Raw genomic sequence first — 22,202 nt, 5'->3', positions numbered from 1 at the left:
TCATGCAGGATTCTGAATCAAAAACCCCAGGTGCATCCCCCCTAGTGGGCGCAGATAATGCGCCTTTAACTGGGGGAGAAGCTGAAGGGGGTGATGCTTGGACAGTAGAACAGGCGATCGCCGCCCTAAACCATCAAGAACCAAATCGTCGCTATTATGCGGCTTGGTGGTTGGGGCGTTTTCGTGTGTGTGATGCGATCGCAGTTGATGCCTTAATTATGGCCTTGGATGATGAGTCCGATCGCACTAAGGACGGGGGCTATCCTTTACGCAGAAATGCGGCTCGGGCTTTGGGTAAATTGGGCGATCGTCGCGCGGTGACTCCCCTAGTCAAATGTTTAGATTGCCAAGATTTTTATGTGCGGGAAGCGGCGGCTCAGGCTTTAGAAGGTCTGGGAGACTCTAGCTGTGTTTCTGCTTTGCGTGGGTTATTGGTGGGTGGAGTAGAAGATACTGCACCGATAGCGGGTAAACCCCATTTAAAACAGCCTTATGACGCAGTAATTGAAGCCATAGGAACTCTGGGCGCAACTGAGGCGTTAACTGATATTGAACCTTTCATAAACCATCCGATCGCTAGAATACAGTATGCGGCTTTAAGGGCTATGTATCAGCTTACGGGTGATCCGGTTTATGGCGATCGCTTAATTGCAGCTTTGCGGGGGGAAGATTTACAATTGCGACGCAGTGCTTTAATGGATTTAGGGGCGATCGGATATCTTCAGGCCGCCGAACCTATCGCCAACACCCTAGCTGAAAATAGCCTGAAACTAATTGCTTTACAGGGAATTCTGGAACACCATCTCAGTCAAATTGGGGAAAAATGCCTATCTGAAGAGGCAGTTAAAATCATGAAGCTGATGGATTCTCTATTATGACAAAGGTTGAGGAACTAATTTTAGCGGTTGAACAGGCGGACTCTGCTGGAAAACTGATAGGCGCGGTGTCACAATTGGCCGCGACTGGTTCTGTGGATGCAGTACCAATGTTAATTCGTGTTTTGGGTTATAACAACCCTGGCGCGGCGGTGGCTGCAGTTGAGGGATTGATAGCCATTGGTAAACCTGCTGTGGTTGGTATACTAGAGAGGTTAGATGGTTATAACTATGGTGCTAGGGCTTGGGCGGTTCGCGCTTTGTCTGGTATTGGTGATCCTAGGGGTTTAGATGTTTTGCTGGAGGCGGCGGGTAGTGATTTTGCTCTGAGTGTGCGTCGTGCTGCGGCGCGGGGTTTGGGAGCAATTCGCTGGGAGGATATGTCACCAGAAGCAGTCTCTGAGGCTAAGGAAAGAACCCTAAAAACTCTGCTGCATACTTCTGAAGATACGGAATGGATCGTTCGTTATGCAACGGTTGTGGGTTTGGAAGGTTTGGCGGCTTCTGAGGTGGATAAACCCCATTGGTTTACACAGGTTTCGCAAAGGTTGGAGGGGATGGTTAATAATGATGAAACTCCGGCGGTTTCTGCTAGGGCTAGTCTGGCTAGGATGAACTTAGGGATTAGTTAATAATTAGTTGCTTTTGGGATGTTGAGATTATACCGTGACCTACGAACCGCTTCACCACAAATATCGTCCCCAAACTTTTGCAGATCTGGTGGGTCAAGAGGCGATCGCTCAAACTCTGACTAATGCGATCCGATCGCGGCGTATTGCTCCGGCTTATTTATTTACAGGTCCGAGGGGTACTGGTAAAACTTCTAGTGCGCGGATTTTAGCGAAATCTCTTAACTGTCTACAAACTTCTAACCCGACAGAAACTCCCTGTGGTATTTGCGAGGTCTGTCGGGGTATCACTACGGGAGCAACTTTAGATTTTGTGGAGATTGATGCTGCTAGTAATACGGGGGTTGATCATATCCGGGATTTAATTGAACGGACGCAGTTTTCCCCGGTTCAATGTCGCTATAAGGTCTATGTAATTGATGAATGTCTGACGGGTGATGCTCTGATTTTAAGCGATCGCGGATGGCTGAGAATTGATGATCCGACTCTCCAAGAATGTCGAGTTCTTAGTTATAATGAGTCTACTCAACAATGGGAATGGCAGCAGGTTTTACGCTGGCTTGACCAGGGGGTTCGTGAGACTTGGAAAATTAAAACCTTTCAGACGGAAATTAAATGCACTGGTAATCATCTGATTAGGACAGATAAAGGCTGGATAAAAGCGGCAAATATTACCCCTAAAATGAAAATATTATCACCGGAAATTGATGCGGCGGTCAAGACGGCATTACAAGATGTAGAATCTATCGAAAAGTTAGGGGTTAATCATGTCTATGATATTGAGGTAGAACATAATCATAATTTTGTGGCGAATGGTCTGCTAGTTCACAATTGCCATATGTTGAGTACAGCGGCTTTTAATGCTTTACTGAAAACCCTAGAAGAACCACCTGATCGGGTGGTGTTTGTCCTGGCGACTACAGACCCTCAACGGGTTCTCCCGACGATTATTTCTCGATGTCAGCGCTTTGATTTTCGGCGCATTCCTTTACAAGCCATGGCGACTCATTTAGAAACTATCGCCGCCAAGGAAAACATTGCTATTACACCGGAAGCGGTGATGATGGTGGCTCAAATTGCTCAAGGGGGATTAAGGGATGCGGAAAGCCTGTTAGACCAATTAAGTTTACTGTCAGGTGAAATTACGGTTGAACGGGTTTGGGACTTGGTTGGGGCTGTTCCTGAACGGGATTTGATGACATTATTAGAGGCGATCGCAGAGGGTAAAGCGACGGCAATTTTAGACCAAACCCGCGAGTTACTGAACCGGGGTCGAGAACCTTTAATTGTGCTGCAAAATCTGGGGGAATTTTACCGGGATTTATTAATCGCCAAAACCGCACCAAATCGCCAGGATTTAGTGAAACTTACTCAACCGACTTGGGAAAGTTTATGCGCCTTTTCCCAACGCTGGGAACATGAAATTATCCTGGCTGGTCAAAAACATCTCCGCGATAGCGAGGTACAGATTAAAAATACCACTCAGCCGCGTTTATGGTTGGAGGTGACTTTATTAGGGTTATTACCGGAGGCTTTGCGTCCTCAAACGGTATCTACAGGGGTGGTAAATGTACAGCCTCAGCCTATCTCAAATCAGCCTACCTCAAAAATGAGGTCACAGCCTGTTTACAAGCCTCCTGCGCCTGCTCAACCTGTCTCACAAGCTGTTTCTGTGCCGGATGCACCCCCGCCGCCACCCCCGCCGCCACAGCCTACTACTGCTAATCAAGAGGAAGCAGTAAACTATAGTCTGGAGGAACTTTGGGAACAGATACTTAGTGCGATCGAACAATTGGGAACTCAGGCTTTGATGCGTCAACATGGCTGTTTGCGATCGCACCATGGTAATGTAGTCTGTATCGGGCTTAAATCCCATCCATTATTGAAAATTGCCCAGGCGAAAATCTCTAGTTTAGAAGTTGCTTGTCAGAAGGTTTTTAATACTAAAATTCAGGTAAATTTAGAAGTGGGAATGGGGGCAGTTTCTCCTGGGGTTCATCCTGAAAAAACACCGATATCTCAGAGGGTACAATCGCCGCCACCCCCACCACCAGAACCCCCGCCACCTACTAGGGAACCAGAAACTGAGAGACCGCCGGAATTAACAACTCCTAAAATTGAGGATATTTCAGTTAAAGTAGCTGATAATGACAATAATTCTCCGGTTGATGATGTGGCTACGGCGGCTGAAAAACTGGCAGAGTTTTTTGATGGGGAAATTATCCCTTGGTATCCCGAAAATACACAGGTGACAACTGTTTCTTCTTCTTCTGTAGCATTGGAGGATACCATAGAGTTTTATTCTCCAGAAGATGATGACAGTGAAGATGATGTACCCTTTTAAGTCTTACTGGAAAAACCCGGTTTCTTTGAGAGATACCTAGAAACCCGGTTTCTTTGAGAGATATCTAGAAACCCGGTTTCTGGGGGAAACTCGGTTGTTTTGAGAGATGCTTAGAAACCCGGTTTCTGGGAGAAACCCGGTTTCTTTGGAAGCGATCGCCATAAGTTTGTCAAGAGGTTTGGGGGAAACCCGGTTTCTTTGAGAGATATCTAGAAACCCGGTTTCTTTGAGAGATATCTAGAAACCCGGTTTCTGGGAGAAACCGGGTTTCTTTGAGAGATGCTTAGAAACCCGGTTTCTGGGAGAAACCCGGTTTCTTTAGAAGCGATCGCCATAAGTTTGTCAAGGGGTCTGGGGAAACTCGGTTGTTTTGAGAGATGCTTAGAAACCCGGTTTCTGGGAGAAACCCGGTTTCTTTGAGAGATATCTAGAAACCCGGTTTCTGGGAGAAACCGGGTTTCTTTGAGAGATGCTTAGAAACCCGGTTTCTGGGAGAAACCCGGTTTCTTTGGAAGCGATCGCCATAAGTTTGTCAAGAGGTTTGGGGGAAACCCGGTTTCTTTGAGAGATATCTAGAAACCCGGTTTCTTTGAGAGATATCTAGAAACCCGGTTTCTGGGAGAAACCGGGTTTCTTTGAGAGATGCTTAGAAACCCGGTTTCTGGGAGAAACCCGGTTTCTTTGGAAGCGATCGCCATAAGTTTGTCAAGGGGTCTGGGGAAACTCGGTTGTTTTGAGAGATGCTTAGAAACCCGGTTTCTGGGAGAAACCCGGTTTCTTTGAGAGATATCTAGAAACCCGGTTTCTGGGAGAAACCGGGTTTCTTTGGAAGCGATCGCCATAAGTTTGTCAAGAGGTTTGGGGGAAACCCGGTTTCTTTGAGAGATATCTAGAAACCCGGTTTCTTTGAGAGATATCTAGAAACCCGGTTTCTGGGAGAAACCGGGTTTCTTTGAGAGATGCTTAGAAACCCGGTTTCTGGGAGAAACCCGGTTTCTTTGGAAGCGATCGCCATAAGTTTGTCAAGAGACTGGGAGAAACTCGGTTTTTTGGTTGACTCTCCAGTTCACAGGAGACTTTAAAATCAATGTATAAAATTGTCAAAGGTAAATTTTCGCTATGAAAACCACTCATTTACAAGTGGGGGGGATGAGTTGTGCATCCTGTGCATCCCGCATTGAAATAGTAGTGAATAGACTTGATGGAGTTAATCAATGTCAAGTTAACTTTGGTGCTGAACAAGCTGCTATAGATTATAACCCAGAAGCGGTCAGTTTAGAGGTAATTGAACAAGCGATTTCTGACGCTGGATATACAACCAAACCTTTAGGGGGTTTAGGAAACTTAGAAAAGCCGGGAGAATCCGAGAGTGATGCCGAGGAAAAAGCACTAATTAAGAAGGTGGGATTTTCGGGATTTGTGAGTTTATTCTTGATGATTGGTGGCTTACCAATGATGACAGGTTTAGACATCCATTTTATACCGGGTTGGCTGCATCATCCCTGGCTGCAATTTGTGTTAACTACTCCGGTGATGTTTTGGTGTGGTCAAGGTTGTTTCACGGGTGCAATTAAAGGATTTAAGCAGCGTAACGCTGACATGAATACTCTAACTTCGATTGGTACGGGTGTGGCTTATGTTTACTCGGTGTTTGTGACGTTATTTCCTAATGTTTTGTTGAGTCAGGGATTGAGTCCCGATGTTTTTTATGAGTCGGCGGCGATGATTATTGCGTTGGTTTTAGTGGGGAGATGGTTAGAACATCGCGCCAAAGGGAAAATGTCAGAAGCTATCAAAAAATTAATAGGATTACAGGCAAAAACTGCTCGTGTAGTTCGTAATGGTAAGGAGGAAGATATCGCGATTGAATTGGTGAAGGTTGGGGATATTGTGATAGTTCGTCCGGGGGAAAAAATCCCGGTTGATGGAGAGATAATCGAAGGGCGATCGACTGTAGATGAATCGATGGTGACGGGGGAAAGTGTCCCGGTAGAAAAGCAGATTGGTGATGAAGTGATTGGGGCGACAATTAATAAAACTGGTAGCTTTAAGTTTACGGCTGCACGGGTGGGAGAAGAAACTGTTTTGGCGCAAATTGTGCAGTTAGTAAGACAGGCGCAAGGTGCAAAAGCACCGATTCAAACATTAGCAGATCAGGTAACTAGCTGGTTTGTTCCTGTGGTGATAGCTATAGCGATCGCCACTTTTGTGATCTGGTTTAATTGGACGGGAAATATTACCCTAGCTATAGTGACTACGGTAGGTGTATTAATTATCGCTTGTCCTTGTGCGTTGGGATTAGCGACTCCGACCTCGGTAATGGTTGGGACGGGTTTAGGTGCGGAACATGGTATTTTAATTAAGGGTGGAGACAGCCTAGAATTAGCGCACAAAATCCAGACTATAGTTTTAGATAAAACGGGAACTTTGACGGAAGGTAAACCGAGAGTAATTAATTATATCACTGTGGGAGGAACCACTAATAATCATGAGTTAAAACTGCTGCGGCTGGTGGCGGCGGTGGAAGCCAAATCCGAACATCCTTTGGCTGAAGCGATTGTGGAATATGCGAAATCTCAGGAGGTGGAATTCCCTTTACCGGAAGTAGTGGAATTTGAGGCAATGCCGGGAATGGGTGTACAGGCTAAGGTGTCCGATCGCTTAATTCAAATTGGTACTTCTATATGGATGAGAGAATTGGGCATTGATACGAGTATTTTTCAGGAAAAACAAGGAATTTGGGAGACGGAAGCACAAACGACGGCTTGGATTGCTATTGATGGGGAAATCGAGGGATTATTGGGGATTGCAGATAGTCTAAAACCTGCTTCCGTAGCAGCGGTCAGGGCTTTAAAATCGATGGGATTACAGGTGGTCATGGTAACGGGAGATAATCAGAAAACTGCGGAAGCGATCGCCGAACAGGTAGCTATAGATAGGGTATTTGCACAAGTACGTCCCGACCGGAAATCAGAGATTATTAAATCCCTGCAACAAGAGAGGCTAAAAAAGTCTCAAAAACAGGCGATTGTGGCAATGGTGGGAGATGGCATTAATGACGCACCTGCTTTAGCACAAGCTGATGTAGGAATGGCGATCGGGACGGGAACTGATGTAGCGATCGCCGCCGGAGATATTACTTTAATTTCGGGAGATTTACAGGGTATTGTGACGGCGATTAAACTGAGTCGTGCTACCATGAAGAATATCCGCCAAAATCTGTTTTTTGCCTTTTTCTACAATACAGCCAGTATCCCCCTCGCTGCTGGAGTTTTATTCCCGCTAACCAATTGGTTACTTAATCCTATTATAGCCGGGGCGGCGATGGCTATGAGTTCCGTTTCTGTGGTTACCAATGCGTTAAGATTGCAGCGAACTCGGTTATAGAAACAAATCCCAAATCACTAGGTAGATTAATCATGCTTTATGTACCCAGTAAATAGATCCGGAACCAAAATGAAAGTTAGAATAATCAAGAATTCTTTGACGATGTTAATGTTATTAGGTGCGATCGCATTTATTCCCGTGGAAGCGATCGCATCACCGCACCATCATGATCATGGTGGTGGAGAATATGGTAAATTTAGTAAAATCGAACAACCCCTAGGCTTAAAAGTAGGTATCACCCTAGCCGGGATAGGCTTAATTGGGTTAGAGTTGTGGTGGTTTATGTTCAGCGAACCTCCCAGGAAAAAGTCTAGTGATTAGGTTCGCCAAACCGCCATCTGTGAGAAGATATTGGTGAGACTATGTTGATCAATCAACCGTCCCCTGTCAACTCAGATTAATATGAAGCTGAAGTCGTTTTTCATTCTGCTAGGTATCGCCACTGCGACCCTGCTACTGGTAGGGGTGAGTTTCTTCCTGACGCTGTTAGGTGAAACTCCCCTATCATTATTGGGGGCTAAAGCCAAAACCATTCCCACAGCGACAGTATTTGTGCCAAAAAATGCGCCGTTTACAGCATCGTTGTTGGTCAACCCCGACCGCCTGGAAGCCTTCCGCCAGGTATTAGCTGAACCGAAACAAAGACAGCGATCGCATCAGGAATTTAACCGATTTAAAAAGATACTGCTAGGAAATACAGGACTAAATTACCAACGGGACATTAAACCCTGGTTAGGAGAGGAAATAACCCTGTCTCTGATCGCCGCAGATATTGATCGCGATAGTAGTAATGATAAACAACCGGGATATCTTCTTGCCCTCACCAGCCAAAATCCCCAACAGAGTCAGGAATTTCTGGAATTATTTTGGCAACGACAAGCGGTGTCGGGAGTAATGGTAACCTCGGAAACCTATCGAGGGGTAACTATTACTTACCGCCAAAGGGAGTCGGTAGAATTAGCGCCCACATTAGCGACAGCAGTATTAAGCGATCGCTTTATTTTATTTGCTAACTATCCAAAAGTATTGCGGGAAGCCATTAATAATTTCCAGGTATCCACCCTCAACCTAGCCAACTCCGAGAGTTATCAAAAAGCGATCGCCGCTTTAGACTCCAGCCAAATTGGATTAGTATTTTTAAATTTAGGGAATTGGGAATTAACCCCCGATGAAATCAACGCCCTACCCATTCAACCCAGTTTAGCCCTAGGACTGACCCTAAACCCCCAAGGATTATTAGCAGATACAGCCATAATTGCTACCACCAGCGAAGAATTTGAGCCGCCGTTATTGTCGGAACCCCCCACAGCCTTAAAGTATATCAGCGCCAATAGTCCCCTAGTAGTGACCGGACGAGATTTAAAAGATTTGTGGGCGCAAACCTCCGGGACTATCGGGAGTAATGAGACCTTGGGGGGAGTTTTAAGACGCGCGCAGGTTTCCATACAAGAAAGTTGGGGTGTTGATTTACCCGAAGATATTTTTAATTGGGTAACAGAAGAATACGCGCTCGCCTTAGTCCCCCACCCCATAGGCGATCGCAATGATTGGGTATTTGTTGCCAAACGGACTCCTTTAGCCGAAACTGCTATCGAGGCTTTAGACGCGATCGCCACTGAGAGGGGTTACAGTGTCGGGAGTTTTGTATTAGGGGACTATACCCTATGGGCTTGGACACAACTTAAAACTGTTCCGATCAAGTCTAAAAACAAGACCAGCGCCAGAAAACAGATGATTGAGGCGGAACCCAGAGGAGTTCACGCCACCGTTGGGGATTACGAAATTTTTGCCACTTCTGTTGAGGCGATCGATGCTGCAATTCATGGGGTGGAAACTGGAAACATTCTGACTAATCCTGAATTTAGCAATAGTCTCAAGTTACTCTCCGAGAAAAATGATGGCTATTTTTATATTGATTGGGATGTCAGTCGGGACATTTTACGCCAACAAATGCCTTTGCTAAGATTAGTGGAATTATCCGCCCAGCCTTTCTTTAATCATTTGCGATCGCTGACTATCAGCGCCAGAGGTCGCGAAAATGGCGTACAAAAAGCCACGGTTTTCGCCCACCTCCAATAAACTCCTAGTTAGTTGTCTATCCAAAACATCCAGGTTGGGCAATAATAGAAATAACTCCTCACACTTGATGTTAGCGCGTGTATTTAGGAGAGTCATGGAATGAACTGTCGTCTTAATGTAGTCGGACTAAGTGTTGTAACTACCTTGTGTTTATCCTTCGTAGTACAGCCAAAAACCCTTAATGCTTCCGAAACAATTACAGGAGTTATTCTCGCCCAAAATCCTCCGGCTGCTTCTACCTATAGCCCCGGACCTTGGCAACCTGTCGCGCGAATTAATCCACAACAGTCGGTTAACCTAACCCTCGTCAATCAATCTAGTGTCACCCTAGAGTATGGTTTGACTACCACCGAAACCGCCAATTTAGCCAATGGACAAAGGATTAGTTATAACAACATTCCCCTAGACTCCTATTTGGTGATTAACCCCTTAGTTGCTTCTTTGAGTCTGCAATATAACCTAGAAGTTGTTAATAACAACGTCACCCTTACAATTCGACCCAGTGGCGACCAAGCTGGGTTACGCACTGTTAATATTCAATCAACTGGAGGTATTTTTATTTACTAAATTCTGATTTAGTTAGTCACAGGTGCGTCAGTTACAGCCTGTTCAGAAATCATCTGATCACCTCTCAAAGTCCCTCTCCCTCTCTGGGATCCAGATTTAGGGTGAGGGCAATGTATTAAGCGACTGGTGAACAAGCTGTACAGCCTTTGCTGACGCACCCAACCCGTTATTAATAGCTGTCAATTATCCCGTGTTCAAATCGTGAAAATACCTTTGGGATTGACTGATAATAATGGTCGTCTTTGCAATCCTTCTTGGTGTATAATATCATTAGCCGCCAATAAGCCACTACTAACCGCCCTTTCCATTAAACCACAGGGAAAAGGCATTTTTACCCAATCTCCCGCAAATTGGAGATTAGGGACACCAGAATCAGTGCAAGGGCGATCGCTATAACTACCCGGTGGATAGCCAGAAAAGTTCTTTTGATTGACTAATTCTCGATGTAATAGAGTGGCGTTTTGCAGTTCAGGGACGATTTCATATAGTTCTTTTTCAAAGGTGGTTAGCAACGCTGATTGAGTAGGGAAATCCGCTTCTTTATAACAGTATGCGTGCAGTTCTACCACACTTCCTCCCGTTTGTTGATGCCATTGTTGATAAGTTTCTTGAATGCGATGATATAGGGTGATACTATCGGTTAATTTATAACCCGATACCGAGGTAAAATCGCTATGTTCCCAGGGGAAATCTCGGTCAAACCAGAATCGACACACCGCAAAAGGGTCAGCGATCGCCAATTTTTCGATTTGTTGTTGAACCTTCCGGTTAACATCCCCTATAGACAGGGAAAATAAAGATTTAACCCCCGGAACATCAGTAGCAAATATGTAATAGTCTGCTGCTAAACTAATCGTCGATTGTGTAACATATGTAACGGAAAGTTGAGAAGCCGCCATTTTAGAGTAGTGCGAGCTTACCTCCTGTTTTAGCTCCCTATTATCCCCCCTACCTTTGGGGGGTTTGTTGGTTTGAGCAATTAACTGTAGGCGAGTAGTGTCATATTTGAGAACCTTAAATCGGGGTAAATCCTGTTGAGTCGGACCCGAAATCACCCGACCTTGTTGATCATAAATAGCGCCATGACAGGGACAGTAAAAACGTCCATCAGACTCCTGATTAACAGTACAACCTTGGTGAGTACAGGTGAGGGAAATCGCTTCCGTTTTATCGGGGTTAACAGCATAAACTTCATCCGCAGCGCCAAAATATTCCCCAGTGTTTCCTAAACTGACATGACGATTTACCCAAAAAGGTGCTGACCCATGACGGTCTCCCGTCGTGTAGGTGAGGGAGTCAATTTTTCCATCTCGCCATTTCACCTCAGAAACTACCCCTCCGGTGATAATTTTACCCCCTTTGGCAATAATTGCATCGGCTATGGGTTGGACGAGACTGCTACCCATATCTTCGCGGGTCCCGTTAAAGGCTAGTCCTTCTGGGTTCCCGAAAAAGTAGAAATGGAAAAACTGCATTAGTTCTCCGGCGCTAAGAGAATCCGGCGCATTTAGGCTAGACTTAGCGAAGGGGAGAAAGTACAGGTCGTAAAGACCTTGGGGAAATTCTCCCTTTACCCAGTCGCTGACGGAGATCTGATCGAGTCTTTCAAAGCTGTCGGGAATGGCGAAACCACCAATTTCTCGGAAAACTTCCCAGTGTTGGCGTTTGGTGAGGTTAATTCCCCACCGGAGTCGGTTGGGTGATGCGATCGCTAAATCTACTATATTCCAGGGAAAGGCTGAATGATTGGGGCGAAACACTTCCGGCTCATAAGTGTTATTTCTCAGAACTACCGAGTAGAATTTAAGAGATAAAAAATTATCTCTGATGTGGAGTTCCTCAATGATGCGGTTGAGGTTATAATACTGGGGGAAAAACCCGTGGAACCCATGTTCCATCATAAACGTCTGGTTTCCTACCTGAATCGGCCAACTGGCAATTTTGCCACCGAGTTGGGGCGCGCGTTCCAATAAGGTCACTGCAAACCCCCGTTGGCTGAGTTCGTAGGCACAGGCTAAACCTGCTAATCCGGCACCGACTACAACAACTTTTTTAGGGTTGTTTAAAGTATAGGGAAGGGCAATTGAGTCTTTTTGGGCGATCGTAGGTTGGGTTTTTTTGAATCGGGAATAGCCTAGGATTCCACCAGCTATACTGACTCCCAAAATCTTGATAGCTTGTCTGCGAGAAATAGATGGCAAATTTAGTAATTGATGAAATTCAGGCATTGGCAACTAATTAGTTGATTGAGATTAAGATTACCAGTCCCAGTGCTATAATCAGCAGTTGGGGTGGAGTTTAAACGGCTATTTGATAGATCATAACACGCAGTCTAAATTTTAGTCAGTCGGATTTCAAGATTTGCTGATTCTTGTTGTTTAAGTTAAGGGTGTCTCTACAAAAACCATCAAAAGCTATTACTGAAGGTTGATTGATTTCGACCGATAGGATTGTGCTTGATTAACAAAAAGTGAGTTTTTGTATGATAAATAACCCTCCGAAAACTGTGCTGGTTGCTCAAATCTCGAAGCCACAGCAAATGATTTGGAATTTAATCTTGTCTTCTCAAGGTCTATCAGTTTACAACTACCATAAATCATCACATTTAAAGTTCTTTTTGCAGAAAAAAGCTCGAGAAAACCAGCTACCAGATTTATGTATAGTTGATGTCATGTATTTTATCAGGCAAGAAGAAAGCCCCTATGAATTTTGTCGTTGGTGTGATTTAAACTATCCCGAAGTTGAAGTTATTTTAACTCATGAAACCGCCCCAAAAGTATCACAAGCAGAACGTCTTTGGGCTATCAAACAAGGGGCGCAGGATTTATTACCCGGATTTCCCGCCCTACACTTACGGGCAGAAATTATTTTAGGATTACAACGAGTTTTAGAAGTGCTGGATTTACTACCTATTGACCAAATAGAATTAGGTTATGTATTCACCAAAATCCAGAAAATCATGTTTAATTACCATCAGTTAGACAGATTAAATATGGGATAATTCATGATAATTGAAAATAGATGTCAACCCGTAGCGTCAGATAGGGATAATTATCATCAAGGGAGGAAATGGATTTCTGACGCACCATGGCGATCGCTGTGCTGCGTCAGGCCCAAATTTTCCGGTTAGGATTGAGAGAGTCGGCTTCTGACGCTACGCAGTCCGCTGGCTATGGGACTGTGGGACATGGGTTTACAAGCAATAAGGAATATAGACAAAATCTGTAACCAAGAATACAATGGAGGGTGAGACCCCCCATGATAATTGACATGGAACGTATAAATAAATGGAACATAAATGATCCGAAACGCTCCAATGTTCCCCTGTAATTTCTAACTGTGCCGACTAGATGCAATTAACCGGAGTATCGCGAATTGTGAATAACCAGCCCACACAATCTTTTTCATCCCAGGAGGCGGCATCAGTTAGCAATGGCTATAATTGTGGCTATAATTCTATGTATAGTGCAGCAGTTCCAGGGAGATCAGGAGATATACTATTTAATCAACTGATGGCATCAATGCCGACAGCGATCGCTATGGTCGATCGCCAAATGTGCTATGTGGCTATATCCCAGTACTGGCAAGACCAGTATAGTGATAGCCAAATTTCCGACAATTTACTGGGTGTATCCCATTATCAGCTATTTCCGAACTTACCAGATCGTTGGCATGAGAACGCGGAGGCATCTTTAGCAGGAACCTTAGACAGTTGGGAATTAGAAACCTGTCTGAGCCTGAGTGATGGTAGCATAGAATGGGTGAAATGGGTTGTCAGGCCTTGGAAAACGGAAACCGGGGCGATCGCTGGTTTAATCCTGTCCTTAGAAGCCATTACCGCATCGAAACAGTTAAAGGATACCCTACAACTGACCCAATTGGCGATGGATAGGGCGGCGGATGCGGTATTGTGGATTACCCTTGATGGTAGGTTATGCTATGTTAATGACACTGCCTGTAGGTTATTAGGCTATTCCCGGGGGGAATTACTAAAACTGAAAATCTACGATATTGATCCTGACCTATCCCCAACTATCTGGTCTGTCCAGTGCGAGGATATTCGCCATAAAGGTTCGCTGACTTTTGAATCACGCCATAGTTGTCGCCATGGCGTAATTTGTCCCGTGGAAGTCAATGTTAACTATTTAGAGGTTAAACCCTCAGATATTGATATTAAGGTTAATACTGCCATACAAACAGGCGATCGCCATTCTCCCACCTTACCGTTAATCTGTTGGTTTGCCAGAGATATCTCCGAACGTCAAGTGGCTTCCTCAGTCATTACCGAGTCGCGCGACCAACTCGAAGCTGTTTTAAATGCGGTACCAGGGTTAGTGTCTTGGGTAGGTTCAGACCTGAGATATTTAGGGGTTAATCAACACCTAGCTAATGCTTATGGTGTACCGACCCATCAATTCATCGGTAAAGAGGTAGGTTTTCTGCAAACCAGCCCAGAATTTAATGAATTTGTCTATGCTTTTTTTGATAGGAATAACTGGACAAGTTCTCGGGAAATTACTGCTAATGTTAAGGGTGAACCACGCACCTATTTAATTGTAGCTCAAAAATATCATCGGGGCGCGGCGGCGGTATTTGTCGGGTTAGATATTACCGAACGCCGTAATATGGAAATGGCGCTGCGACTAAGTGAGGAACAGGAAACTCGCCGCCGCAACGAGTTAGAAGCGGCTTTAGTACAGTTAAAACGCGCCCAAACCCAATTAGTGCAAACTGAAAAGATGTCTTCTCTGGGACAATTAGTAGCAGGAATTGCTCACGAAATTAATAATCCGGTTAATTTCATTTTTGGTAATCTGGGTCATGGATATAAGTATATTGAGGATCTACTGAGATTGGTAGATTTATATAACGAGTATTATCCAGAAACCCCGGAGGAAATTGAGGAAGAAATGGAGGAAATAGGTCTTGATTTTATCAAGATAGATTTACCCAAAATGTTTGAATCTATGCAGGTGGGGGCGGAACGCATTAGGGACGTGGTGCGATCGCTGCGTGTATTTACCCGTCTAGATGAATCCCAAATGAAGGAGGCGAATATTCATGAAGGCTTGGATAGTACCTTGCTGATTTTGCAAAATCGCCTACAGGCTAAGGGAGGGCGAGGGAGTATTAAATTAGTCAAAGACTATGGATATTTACCGTTAATCGAGTGTTATCCCGGACAATTAAATCAGGTATTTATGAATCTAATCACCTACCATATAGATCGGCTAGAAATGGCGATGGTAGGAGGCGATCGCATGGTTGATCCTACCCTGTCAGTCAGCACTACCATAGTGGAGGAGAAAGACAGAAAAAGGGTAATGATTTCCATAGCTGATAATGGTCCAAGTTTAAGCCCAGATGAATTTCAGCAGGTATTTGAACCATTATTAGCCGCGCCTACTTTTGGTCAAACAACCGCCCTAGGATTGTCTATAGCCCATCACCTAGTAGTTGAAAAGCATGGTGGTGAACTGGCTTGTGTTTCCCAACCCCAAGGCGGCTTGGAGTTCAGAATATATATACCGCTGAAGTCTAACTAGAGAACTTGGTGGGTGTAGGCGTGTTGTTTAACGTTATCTTCCGCGCTAACAATTCGTTCAGAATTAAGTAGGCGTTTGCGTTCGGTGGAAAAGTTCAATTTCTCGAAGGTAGTCCCGACTGAAATATGAGACTTAGCCACCTCACGGCGTTTGTAGGTACGCGCGGCGGCGATGGTACGTTCTCTAAAGTCGTCACAGAGTTGAGTTTCTGGGCTGAAGGCTTCAGGAAGTGTGACAGACTCATCGGTGAGTAAAGTTCCCAGGGTGACAGCAGAGGCGATTTGATAGGAGGTAGGAATACCCTTGATAATCGCTTCTAAGGCGGCTGAGGGGATGGGTTCGGCGATCGTAACCGGTTGGACTTCCCCATCTTCTTTAATAAAGCAGTGGGCTAAACCAATAACAATGTAATCATCACCTGTCAAATCAGGAGCATCGGAAAGTGTAGTTGCAGAAGTCATAGTTATTTGGCGATAAATTTAGCAACAGCTATAGAATATTTTGCCACACAAGTGGCAACGGACAATTGAGGTGAGCTATTGCCTCATGCTATCAGCGATTTGGTGATAACCGTCAGCGATCGCCAACTTGGCGCGTAATAAGCCAATACTAGCCCCAGGACAAATCCATTGTAACGTTTCCGGTGTAAATCTATCCAATAGGACCTGCACACTGCGAACTTGTCTCGACCAGTGAAAAGTTTTAGCAGTTCGTAGGGGGACTGGCTTACCCTTAGCATCAGGTAACAAATGGCGACCGGAAAACAAGATCCCGCCATACTGGGAAGTATAAACACAGGAGGAACCGGGAGAATGTCCAGGAGTCCAAATCACCATAATCTCTGGAGTTAGGGAAAATTCCCTTTCAAAAGATATGACCTCAGCTTCTGGTAACAGATAGGCTTCCTGTTCCTGACACAAAATTTGACAGTCAGTAGCTTTCTGAATTTCCCTAGCTTTACCCATACCGCCGCGATGGGTGATCACTAACCACTTTAGCCCCCCCTGTTGCTGGATAAACTCTTGTTCAGTTTCTGTCCAAGGCGGAGAATCGATCAAGATATTACCTGAGTTTTCTACAATGAAGTAAGCTGTCCCACCCAGAGTATCTCGGTTTGGTGAAAATCCATAAATTGTTTCAAAAATAGGTTTCGGTGGTTTGGTTGTAGACTGCTGCTGGGCCATTACGCTGTTTCCACTGGTGTTCCTATGGGCCATTTTTGAATCTCAACGAGTTATCGGTAAACTATACCAGATCCTTTTTTGTGGTTTCCCTGATTCCCGGTTACGGTGTTCCCTGCGATCAAAATATCATTATGCTTTTATTGCTACTAATTCTAGGACTTGTCACTTATTTGGTTTTGCGTCAAAGTGTCACCCGCATTACCAGGACTCCCGTGTGGATCTTGTGGTTGGTGATGATGGCACCTGCTTTCATCTGGACTGGCTGGGTGATAATTTATGGCAAACAGACCCCGATTCCGGCTTTACTGGTGATTATTCCATTTATTGTCTGTCCTTGTCTATATTGGGTTTTGGTGCATATTGGCCGCCAGTATCCTACCCCAGAAGATGCCGGAAGTGAAACAGATTCTTCTGTCTCAGAAACTACCAAAACTCCAGAACCTGTGTCACCTATCAGCCAGAGTGAGGAGACTAAATTAAGGGCTTGTTTCCCTTGGTCGGTGTTTCCGTTGCATGATGTGGAATATCGACCCCAGGCGGTGATTTGTCGGGGTCAATTGCGATCGCAACCTGATATAGCTTATCAAACCGTAAGAGAGAAAATTGAGGCAAATTTTGGCGATCGCTTTTTGGTAATATTCCAACGAGACTTATCTGATAAACCCCTATTCGCCCTTGTCCCTAATCCCCAACGTCACCCCGACGCTCCTCCCAAATCTGATCAAGACCTGCTGAGTCAGCCTCTGTTAGCCTTGGCGCTAATGGTGATTACCCTGTTTACAACTACTGTCGCGGGAAGCACAATTATGGGAATATCAAATCAGGATTGGCAGGATGATCCTTCCCTATTGTTGACGGGGTTTCCCTATGCTGTCGCTTTAATGGCGATTTTGGGGGTTCATGAGTTATGCCACTACTTGACCGCTAGACACCATCAGATTCAGGTAACCCCTCCCTATTTTATTCCAGTTCCCTTTTTTCTGGGAACTTTTGGCGCTTTTATTCAAACGCGATCGCCATATCCCCACCGCCGCGCTTTATTTGATGTCAGTGTGGCTGGTCCCTGGGCTGGTTTACTGGTGACTATTCCTTTATTATTCTGGGGATTTGCTCATTCGGAAGTCGTCGATATTGTGCCTGATCAGTCGGGAATTTTGACCTTCAATGCCCTCAATCCTAGGTTTTCGATGTTTTTGGCTATCTTGGCAAAACTGGCTTTAGGAGATGCTTTAAGCCGGGATATGGCTATCAGTTTGCACCCGGTGGCGATCGCTGGATATATAGGCTTGGTAGTTTCCGCTTTTAATTTACTCCCTATTGGTCAATTAGATGGAGGCCACATGGTCCATGCTATGTTTGGTCAGCGCCTCAGTCTAATTATTGGTCAAATTACCCGCTTTTTGATGTTATTCGTGGCTTTAATTCAGTCGGAATTTATGATTTTAGCCATCCTGCTATTCTTTTTACCCCTTAATGATGAACCAGCCCTTAATGATGTTAGTGAAGTTGATGATGTCCGAGATATCATCGGATTGATGACTTTAGGCGTTTTACTAACAATTATTTTACCTATGCCTCGCCTATTGGCTCAACTTTTGAATTAACCACCATTCACCACAATTCCTAAAGTTACACCCCATTAAGACAGGTCGAGGGGCCTGGTCATACTGTTCACTATTTGGCTCACCCGATCGCATTACCTAAAATGGTGAGGGCAGATGTCAAGTTTTGTCTGATCATCAAGATGGATGGAAAAAATTAAGAAAACTGACAGCAGGCAGATATGTCATCCGAACAATTCCCGGTGTTCGATGATGCCTAATTTACGGTTGGTGTGATTTGAGAAAGTGGGTAATAAACCCACAATAGTTGCTATACTAAGATGGTTGCTTGGAGTGAAAAAAGATGTTAAAACTAAGTCAATGGAAAGGTTTGCTGGTGGTAGCTACTTGTGCGATCGCTTCTCCCGTATGGTTTGCTAGTCAAGGGATAGCCCAGTCTGGGTCAGTAGTTTATCAAAATATTTCTGAACAATACATGGCTATGAATCACCCCATTGCAGATAGTAGCTGGAAACTCTCATTTTGGAGTCAAGCTGATAGGTTAGTTGATGTGGTTGCTGGTAGTGAAATCACTCTAGCTTTTGACCAAAATGGAATTAGTGGTTCGGCGGGATGTAATCGTTTAATGGCAGGCCATAAAGTCCATGATAATCGCCTAGAAATAAGTGCCGTAGGTAGCACGAGAATGGCTTGCGAAGAAGCCTTAATGAGCCAAGAGTTCCAATTTGTTAAAGCCTTAGAAGGTGTGCAAGAATTTCGGGTCAATGGTGATAATTTAATCATGAATTACCAAAATGATTCGGGGTCGGGTTTTATGGTGTTTAGCAAGTATGATGAACCTAGTGTTAACTCCATGTTAAATAAGCCGTGGCGGTTGTTGTTTTGGACAAAATCTGACTCCATGATTGATTTAGTCGCTGATAGCAAAGTCACCCTAGAGTTTGCCGAAAATAGCATTTCTGGAACTGGTGGCTGTAATCGTTTAATCGGTGGTTATGAGGTCAAAGAACAGCAACTAGAAATTAACACCTTAGCCTCAACTTCCATGGCTTGTGAACCAGAGTTAATGACTCAGGAATCAGAGTTTATTCAGGCTTTAGAAGGCGTGCAAGAGTTTCGGGTAAATGGTAATAATTTGGTGATGACCTTCCAAAACGCATCAGGTTCAGGTATCATGGTATTTGAGCATGATAATTGAGTAAGGATAATTGATAATTAGGCGGTTAATTTGACATCAACCGCCACCAAGAAACCTGGTTGATCTGTTAGCAATTATTTGCCACGGTCAAGTTCTTGGCTGAGTAGGGTCTAAAAATTGGGGACGGGTTGATAAACCCTGTCCCTAGCCCCTAGTCCCCGTTTCAGCAAAATTACGGCTATCCTTACTGCATTATTGCTAGAGTAGCGATAGAGTAGGGATAGGCAAAATACACAAAAGTTTACAAATCTTGGTGGTGTGATGTTCCTCCTGCACGGATCAAAAGCACACCCCAGGGTTAGCTAAGTACAATAGCTGGACGGGAAAAGCACAAATGTTTGAATATTTTTCAGATAAAGCGATCAAGGCCGTGATGCTGTCTCAGGAAGAGGCGCGACGTTTGGGACATAACTTCGTCGGGACTGAACAACTGCTACTGGGTATTATTGGGGAAGGAACCAGTATCGCCGCCAAGGTACTCTCAGACCAAAACCTAAACTTGGATAATACCCGCCGTGAGATAGAATCTATTATTGGGCGCGGTTCTGGTTTTATGCCACCAGAAATTCCGTTTACGCCTCGCGCCAAGAGGGTCTTTGAGTCGGCGATGAAAGAGGCTAGGCAGTTAGGCAATAATTATATTGCGCCAGAACATATATTGCTAGGCCTGTTGCAAGATGAAGAAGGCGTAGCAGCCAAGGTTCTGGAAAACTTCGGTATTGAGCGCCGACAATTGCGGACAGAATTGATTAAAAATTTAGGGGAGGAAGTCCCCGCCTCAGCCGGGGGAAACTCCCGCAGTCAGAGTCGTAAAACGGCGACCCTTGATGAGTTTTCTACTAACTTGACTCAGTTGGCAGCTCAAGGAAAGCTAGATCCTATTGTAGGACGCGATCGCGAAATAGAACGGGTGATTCAAATACTCGGTCGCCGTACCAAAAACAACCCGGTGCTAATTGGTGAACCGGGGGTTGGTAAAACAGCGATCGCAGAAGGACTCGCTCAACGTATTATTAATGGAAATGTGCCGGAACTTCTGGAAAATCGCCAAGTGGTGAGCCTGGAAATGGGAACTCTGGTGGCGGGAACCCGTTTCCGGGGAGAGTTTGAAGAACGACTCAAAAAAATTGTTCAGGAAATTAAGGCTAATGGCAATATTATCCTATTAATTGACGAAATCCATACCCTGGTGGGAGCGGGAGCCATTGAGGGAACTATGGATGCGGCTAATATGCTCAAACCGGCTTTAGCAAGGGGAGAATTGCAGTGTATCGGCGCAACGACTCTGGATGAATACCGGAAGTATATTGAGCGTGATGCCGCCTTAGAACGCCGATTTCAGCCGGTAATGGTGGGAGAACCTAGCGTTGAGGAAACTATCGAGATTCTATTTGGGTTGCGATCGGCTTATGAACAACACCACCGCTTGACTATTTCTGATGAGGCGGTTTTGGCGGCGGCGAAACTATCTCACCGCTATATTAGCGATCGCTTTCTTCCTGATAAGGCGATCGATTTAATTGATGAAGCTGGCTCGCGGGTGAGGGTGATGCACTCTAAGTTACCCCCAGAAGTGCGAGATCTGAAAGTGGAACTGTCCGACATTGTTAAACAAAAAGATGTCGCTGTTCAAGTTCAGGATTTCGATAAGGCTGGAGAATTGCGCGATCGTGAATTGAAATGCAAAGACCAAATTGAAGCCGCTTCCCAAGTGGAAACCAGCATCAAAACTAACTTAATTGTTACCGAAGAAGATATCGCCGATGTCCTCTCAGCCTGGACAGGAATTCCCGTCACTAAAATGACTGAATCTGAGTCCTATAAACTGATGCACATGGAAGATACCCTACATCAGCGCCTGATAGGTCAACATGAGGCTGTGAGCGCCGTTTCCCGCGCTATTCGTCGCGCCAGGGTGGGACTGAAAAACCCCAACCGACCGATCGCCAGCTTTATCTTTTCCGGTCCGACCGGGGTGGGAAAAACCGAACTAACCAAGGCTTTGGCTTATTACTTCTTTGGTTCCATGGAAGCGATGATCCGTTTGGATATGTCCGAGTTTATGGAACGCCACACGGTTTCTAAGTTGATTGGTTCCCCTCCCGGTTTTGTCGGCTATGATGAGGGTGGACAACTGACGGAGGCGGTGCGTCGTCGTCCCTATACGGTGATTCTGTTTGACGAAATCGAAAAGGCTCACCCCGATGTCTTTAATATGCTATTGCAGATTTTGGAGGATGGACGGTTGACTGATGCTAAAGGTCGCACGGTCAGTTTCAAAAATACTCTGATTATCATGACTTCCAATATCGGCTCGAAGGTGATAGAAAAGGGTGGCGGCGGTCTGGGTTTTGAGTTTGAGCAATCACAGGAAGAGGCTCAATATACTCGGATTCGCAATTTGGTTAATGAGGAGTTGAAACAGTATTTCCGACCGGAGTTTATTAACCGTCTCGATGAGATTATTGTTTTCCGTAAGTTGACCAAAGATGAGGTTAAACAGATTGCTGATATCCTGTTGGAGGAAGTGTTTGCTCGCTTGCGGGATAAGGAGATTGTCCTGGAAGTTAGCGATCGCTTTAAAGATCATATTGTTGAGGTGGGATATGATCCTAATTATGGCGCTCGTCCCCTCCGTCGTGCGATTATGAATCTGTTAGAAGATGTCCTAGCGGAAACCATGCTATCCGGTACACTTAAACCGGGTGATCAGGCTTTGGTAGACTTGGATGATGATGGACAGGTAAAAGTTCTCACTGGCGAAGAACGTCTGCGTCGGCTTCCTGAATATGCCACTACTAACGGCTAAGTAGTTGATTTTTGGAGACAAG

At 45.0% G+C, this 22,202-nt stretch carries 20 protein-coding genes; 12 read left to right on the top strand and 8 right to left on the bottom strand.

Features of this window, described 5'->3' with window-relative positions; all coding sequences use genetic code 11:
* Positions 1 to 2 precede the first annotated feature (2 nt).
* The 3 genes from cpcE to dnaX are packed head-to-tail and all read left to right on the top strand — an operon-like array spanning position 3 to position 3,848.
* On the top strand, positions 3 to 878 hold the full coding sequence (cpcE, locus tag HFV01_RS19475; RefSeq protein ID WP_006620872.1) for a C-phycocyanin alpha-cysteine-84 phycocyanobilin lyase subunit CpcE: 876 nt from the start codon (positions 3 to 5) through the stop codon (positions 876 to 878).
* Positions 875 to 1,507, top strand: a complete 633-nt coding sequence (cpcF, locus tag HFV01_RS19470; RefSeq protein ID WP_006620871.1) for a C-phycocyanin alpha-cysteine-84 phycocyanobilin lyase subunit CpcF — start codon at positions 875 to 877, stop codon at positions 1,505 to 1,507. The genes cpcE and cpcF overlap by 4 nt, the downstream gene beginning before the upstream one ends.
* Before the next feature lie 34 nt (positions 1,508 to 1,541).
* Entirely contained in the window at positions 1,542 to 3,848 is a 2,307-nt protein-coding gene (gene dnaX / locus HFV01_RS19465) for a DNA polymerase III subunit gamma/tau (protein ID WP_006620870.1), read from the top strand.
* Between the two features lie 36 nt (positions 3,849 to 3,884).
* Here the strand turns inward: dnaX and HFV01_RS30990 are convergent, their stop codons facing one another.
* Genes HFV01_RS30990 through HFV01_RS30980 form a run of 5 tightly spaced genes read right to left on the bottom strand, consistent with a single transcriptional unit; the run spans position 3,885 to position 4,863 of the window.
* Entirely contained in the window at positions 3,885 to 4,010 is a 126-nt protein-coding gene (locus tag HFV01_RS30990; RefSeq protein WP_318285825.1) for a hypothetical protein, read from the bottom strand.
* 47 nt (positions 4,011 to 4,057) lie between these two features.
* Complete coding sequence (locus HFV01_RS30985) at positions 4,058 to 4,183, bottom strand: hypothetical protein (RefSeq protein WP_006620868.1); 126 nt, start codon at positions 4,181 to 4,183, stop codon at positions 4,058 to 4,060.
* Between the two features lie 46 nt (positions 4,184 to 4,229).
* Positions 4,230 to 4,373 carry a hypothetical protein gene (locus tag HFV01_RS19460; protein WP_193520317.1) on the bottom strand — a complete coding sequence of 48 codons (144 nt, stop codon included), beginning with the start codon at positions 4,371 to 4,373 and terminating at the stop codon, positions 4,230 to 4,232.
* Positions 4,374 to 4,420: 47 nt separating this feature from the next.
* Positions 4,421 to 4,690: a hypothetical protein gene (locus HFV01_RS19455; protein WP_193521336.1), complete on the bottom strand. Its 270-nt coding sequence runs from the start codon at positions 4,688 to 4,690 to the stop codon at positions 4,421 to 4,423.
* Between the two features lie 47 nt (positions 4,691 to 4,737).
* The gene (locus HFV01_RS30980) at positions 4,738 to 4,863 is read right to left on the bottom strand and encodes a hypothetical protein (RefSeq protein ID WP_006620868.1); all 126 of its coding nucleotides are present in this window, start codon (positions 4,861 to 4,863) and stop codon (positions 4,738 to 4,740) included.
* A 104-nt stretch (positions 4,864 to 4,967) separates the two neighbouring features.
* Between HFV01_RS30980 and HFV01_RS19450 the strand changes: the two genes are divergently transcribed.
* The 4 genes from HFV01_RS19450 (at position 4,968) to HFV01_RS19435 (ending at position 9,881) form a co-directional block, all read left to right on the top strand.
* On the top strand, positions 4,968 to 7,235 hold the full coding sequence (locus tag HFV01_RS19450; RefSeq protein ID WP_006620866.1) for a heavy metal translocating P-type ATPase: 2,268 nt from the start codon (positions 4,968 to 4,970) through the stop codon (positions 7,233 to 7,235).
* Between the two features lie 69 nt (positions 7,236 to 7,304).
* Positions 7,305 to 7,556, top strand: a complete 252-nt coding sequence (locus HFV01_RS19445; RefSeq protein WP_231296416.1) for a hypothetical protein — start codon at positions 7,305 to 7,307, stop codon at positions 7,554 to 7,556.
* Positions 7,557 to 7,637: 81 nt separating this feature from the next.
* The gene (locus HFV01_RS19440) at positions 7,638 to 9,314 is read left to right on the top strand and encodes a DUF3352 domain-containing protein (protein WP_006620864.1); all 1,677 of its coding nucleotides are present in this window, start codon (positions 7,638 to 7,640) and stop codon (positions 9,312 to 9,314) included.
* A 99-nt stretch (positions 9,315 to 9,413) separates the two neighbouring features.
* Positions 9,414 to 9,881, top strand: a complete 468-nt coding sequence (locus HFV01_RS19435) for a hypothetical protein (RefSeq protein ID WP_006620863.1) — start codon at positions 9,414 to 9,416, stop codon at positions 9,879 to 9,881.
* 194 nt (positions 9,882 to 10,075) lie between these two features.
* On the opposite strand, the gene HFV01_RS19430 is transcribed toward HFV01_RS19435, so the two are convergent.
* On the bottom strand, positions 10,076 to 12,109 hold the full coding sequence (locus HFV01_RS19430; RefSeq protein ID WP_006620862.1) for an FAD-dependent oxidoreductase: 2,034 nt from the start codon (positions 12,107 to 12,109) through the stop codon (positions 10,076 to 10,078).
* Positions 12,110 to 12,387: 278 nt separating this feature from the next.
* Between HFV01_RS19430 and HFV01_RS19425 the strand changes: the two genes are divergently transcribed.
* A complete protein-coding gene (locus HFV01_RS19425) occupies positions 12,388 to 12,882 on the top strand; it encodes a response regulator (RefSeq protein ID WP_273248853.1) in 495 nt (164 codons plus the stop codon).
* Positions 12,883 to 13,231: 349 nt separating this feature from the next.
* Positions 13,232 to 15,427, top strand: a complete 2,196-nt coding sequence (locus HFV01_RS19420) for a PAS domain S-box protein (protein WP_006668085.1) — start codon at positions 13,232 to 13,234, stop codon at positions 15,425 to 15,427.
* Here the strand turns inward: HFV01_RS19420 and HFV01_RS19415 are convergent.
* Together HFV01_RS19415 and HFV01_RS19410 are read right to left on the bottom strand one after the other, a co-directional pair.
* Complete coding sequence (locus HFV01_RS19415; protein ID WP_006620858.1) at positions 15,424 to 15,888, bottom strand: hypothetical protein; 465 nt, start codon at positions 15,886 to 15,888, stop codon at positions 15,424 to 15,426. The genes HFV01_RS19420 and HFV01_RS19415 overlap by 4 nt on opposite strands.
* A gap of 75 nt (positions 15,889 to 15,963) precedes the next feature.
* The gene (locus HFV01_RS19410) at positions 15,964 to 16,611 is read right to left on the bottom strand and encodes an MBL fold metallo-hydrolase (RefSeq protein WP_006620857.1); all 648 of its coding nucleotides are present in this window, start codon (positions 16,609 to 16,611) and stop codon (positions 15,964 to 15,966) included.
* Between the two features lie 80 nt (positions 16,612 to 16,691).
* Between HFV01_RS19410 and HFV01_RS19405 the strand changes: the two genes are divergently transcribed.
* From HFV01_RS19405 to HFV01_RS19395, 3 genes are all read left to right on the top strand, one after another.
* Positions 16,692 to 18,215 carry a site-2 protease family protein gene (locus HFV01_RS19405; protein WP_006620856.1) on the top strand — a complete coding sequence of 508 codons (1,524 nt, stop codon included), beginning with the start codon at positions 16,692 to 16,694 and terminating at the stop codon, positions 18,213 to 18,215.
* A gap of 301 nt (positions 18,216 to 18,516) precedes the next feature.
* On the top strand, positions 18,517 to 19,371 hold the full coding sequence (locus tag HFV01_RS19400; RefSeq protein ID WP_006620855.1) for an META domain-containing protein: 855 nt from the start codon (positions 18,517 to 18,519) through the stop codon (positions 19,369 to 19,371).
* 334 nt (positions 19,372 to 19,705) lie between these two features.
* Positions 19,706 to 22,180, top strand: coding sequence for an ATP-dependent Clp protease ATP-binding subunit (locus tag HFV01_RS19395; protein ID WP_006620854.1), 2,475 nt, complete (start codon positions 19,706 to 19,708; stop codon positions 22,178 to 22,180).
* The last annotated feature ends 22 nt before the right edge of the window (positions 22,181 to 22,202 follow it).

Source organism: Limnospira fusiformis SAG 85.79, from assembly GCF_012516315.1.
In the GTDB taxonomy this organism is placed as follows: domain Bacteria; phylum Cyanobacteriota; class Cyanobacteriia; order Cyanobacteriales; family Microcoleaceae; genus Limnospira; species Limnospira fusiformis.
Note: the sequence above shows the minus strand (reverse complement) of the source record. Positions and strands in the feature narration are given on the sequence as shown.

Excerpts from the sequence above, each read along its gene's own strand:
- cpcE (WP_006620872.1), top strand. The coding sequence starts at position 3 with ATGCAGGATTCTGAATCAAAAACCCCAGGTGCATCCCCCCTAGTGGGC.
- cpcF (WP_006620871.1), top strand. The coding sequence starts at position 875 with ATGACAAAGGTTGAGGAACTAATTTTAGCGGTTGAACAGGCGGACTCT.
- HFV01_RS30990 (WP_318285825.1), bottom strand. The coding sequence starts at position 4,010 with ATGGCGATCGCTTCCAAAGAAACCGGGTTTCTCCCAGAAACCGGGTTT.
- HFV01_RS30985 (WP_006620868.1), bottom strand. The coding sequence starts at position 4,183 with ATGGCGATCGCTTCTAAAGAAACCGGGTTTCTCCCAGAAACCGGGTTT.
- HFV01_RS19460 (WP_193520317.1), bottom strand. The coding sequence starts at position 4,373 with ATGGCGATCGCTTCCAAAGAAACCGGGTTTCTCCCAGAAACCGGGTTT.
- HFV01_RS19455 (WP_193521336.1), bottom strand. The coding sequence starts at position 4,690 with ATGGCGATCGCTTCCAAAGAAACCCGGTTTCTCCCAGAAACCGGGTTT.
- HFV01_RS30980 (WP_006620868.1), bottom strand. The coding sequence starts at position 4,863 with ATGGCGATCGCTTCCAAAGAAACCGGGTTTCTCCCAGAAACCGGGTTT.
- HFV01_RS19450 (WP_006620866.1), top strand. The coding sequence starts at position 4,968 with ATGAAAACCACTCATTTACAAGTGGGGGGGATGAGTTGTGCATCCTGT.
- HFV01_RS19445 (WP_231296416.1), top strand. The coding sequence starts at position 7,305 with ATGAAAGTTAGAATAATCAAGAATTCTTTGACGATGTTAATGTTATTA.
- HFV01_RS19440 (WP_006620864.1), top strand. The coding sequence starts at position 7,638 with ATGAAGCTGAAGTCGTTTTTCATTCTGCTAGGTATCGCCACTGCGACC.
- HFV01_RS19435 (WP_006620863.1), top strand. The coding sequence starts at position 9,414 with ATGAACTGTCGTCTTAATGTAGTCGGACTAAGTGTTGTAACTACCTTG.
- HFV01_RS19430 (WP_006620862.1), bottom strand. The coding sequence starts at position 12,109 with ATGCCTGAATTTCATCAATTACTAAATTTGCCATCTATTTCTCGCAGA.
- HFV01_RS19420 (WP_006668085.1), top strand. The coding sequence starts at position 13,232 with ATGCAATTAACCGGAGTATCGCGAATTGTGAATAACCAGCCCACACAA.
- HFV01_RS19415 (WP_006620858.1), bottom strand. The coding sequence starts at position 15,888 with ATGACTTCTGCAACTACACTTTCCGATGCTCCTGATTTGACAGGTGAT.
- HFV01_RS19410 (WP_006620857.1), bottom strand. The coding sequence starts at position 16,611 with ATGGCCCAGCAGCAGTCTACAACCAAACCACCGAAACCTATTTTTGAA.
- HFV01_RS19400 (WP_006620855.1), top strand. The coding sequence starts at position 18,517 with ATGTTAAAACTAAGTCAATGGAAAGGTTTGCTGGTGGTAGCTACTTGT.
- HFV01_RS19395 (WP_006620854.1), top strand. The coding sequence starts at position 19,706 with ATGTTTGAATATTTTTCAGATAAAGCGATCAAGGCCGTGATGCTGTCT.